This is a genomic window from Streptomyces swartbergensis, assembly GCF_002148965.1.
GTDB classification, from domain to species: Bacteria; Actinomycetota; Actinomycetes; order Streptomycetales; family Streptomycetaceae; genus Streptomyces; species Streptomyces swartbergensis.
Map to the genome: position 1 here is coordinate 1 of NZ_NGFN01000702.1, position 1,351 is coordinate 1,351.

The 1,351-nt window shown below is 72.3% G+C and carries 2 protein-coding genes; both read right to left on the reverse strand.

Translation table 11 applies throughout. The features are described from left to right. Positions 1–899 (reverse strand): coproporphyrinogen-III oxidase family protein (locus tag CA983_RS43705; RefSeq protein WP_086606116.1); only part of this gene is annotated, 899 nt, incomplete at its 3' end. A 27-nt stretch (positions 900–926) separates the two neighbouring features. After that, positions 927–1,351 (reverse strand): PP2C family protein-serine/threonine phosphatase (locus CA983_RS43710; protein WP_143645844.1); only part of this gene is annotated, 425 nt, incomplete at its 5' end.

Below are 1,351 nucleotides of genomic sequence, written 5' to 3' on the forward strand. Positions count from 1 at the left end.
GCCCCCCACCAGTCGGCCCCCCGCCAGTACAGCTCGTTGTGCAGACACCGCCCCGCCGGCGACGTGGCCCAGTTGGACACCTCGTACCACTCGAAGCCCGCGCCCGAGAGAACCTCGTCCGCGATCAGATACCGGTCGGCATGCACATCGTCGTCGGTCATCGGCACCTCACCCCGGCGGATCCGACGAGCCAGCTGCGTGCCCTCCTCGACGATCAGGGCGTAGGCACTGACATGGTCCGGCCCGGCCCCGATCACCGCGTCCAGCGACGCGCGCCAGTCGTCGTCGCTCTCTCCCGGCGTGCCATAGATCAGGTCGAGGTTCACATGCTCGAACCCGGCCGCCCGGGCCTCCGCAACACATGCCTCGGGCCGCCCCGGCGTATGCGTGCGGTCCAGCACCTTCAGCACATGCTGCCGCGCACTCTGCATCCCGAAGGAGATCCGGTTGAAGCCCCCCTCCCGCAGGGCCGCCAGATACTCCGGATCCACCGACTCCGGGTTCGCCTCGGTCGTGACCTCGGCGTCCTCCGCGAGCCCGAACTCGTCGCGGACGGCCGCGAGCATCCGCACCAGGTCACCGGCGTCGAGCAGGGTCGGCGTACCCCCGCCCACGAACACCGTACGAACGGGCCGCGGGTCGTCACCCAGCACCTTCCGCGCCAGCCGGACCTCGTCGACCAGCGTCTCGGCGTAGTTGTCCCGCGAGGCGAGCACGCCACCGGTGCCGCGCAGCTCGGTCGCCGTGTAGGTGTTGAAGTCGCAGTAGCCGCAGCGGGTCGCGCAGTAGGGAACGTGCAGGTAGAACCCGAGCGGGCGGTCGGCGGCCCCGGCGAGCGCGGACGCGGGCAGCGCGCCGTCGTCGGGGACGGGCTCGCCGTCGGGGAGTGCGGAAGGCATACGTTCCATTGTCCAGCACCCGGGCGGTCACTCCGCCTGGAGGACCAGCAGCGCCAGATCGTCCGCCGGGGGCCGCGCCCCGAACTCGTGCACGAGCCGCCTGATCCGCTCGGCTATCAGCTCGGCGTCCAGCCCCGCGCACCCGGCCAGCGCCGCCGCGAGCCCGTCCCCGTCGTCGAACTGGCGGGACCCGGAGCGGCGCTCGGTCACACCGTCGGTGACGCACAGCAGCGTGTCGCCGGAGCGCAGCTCGAAGGTCTCACTGGTGTACGTGGCGTCCTCGACGACGCCCAGGAGGGTCTGGGGCTGTGCGGCCGTGTGGACCTCGCCGCCCGTCCCGAGGATCAGGGGCAGCGGGTGCCCGGCGGAGGCGACGGTGCAGCGGACGCCGCCGTCGAAGGGGACCAGCTCGCCGTACAGCAGGGACAGGAAGCGCGTCTGGGGGCCGTCGC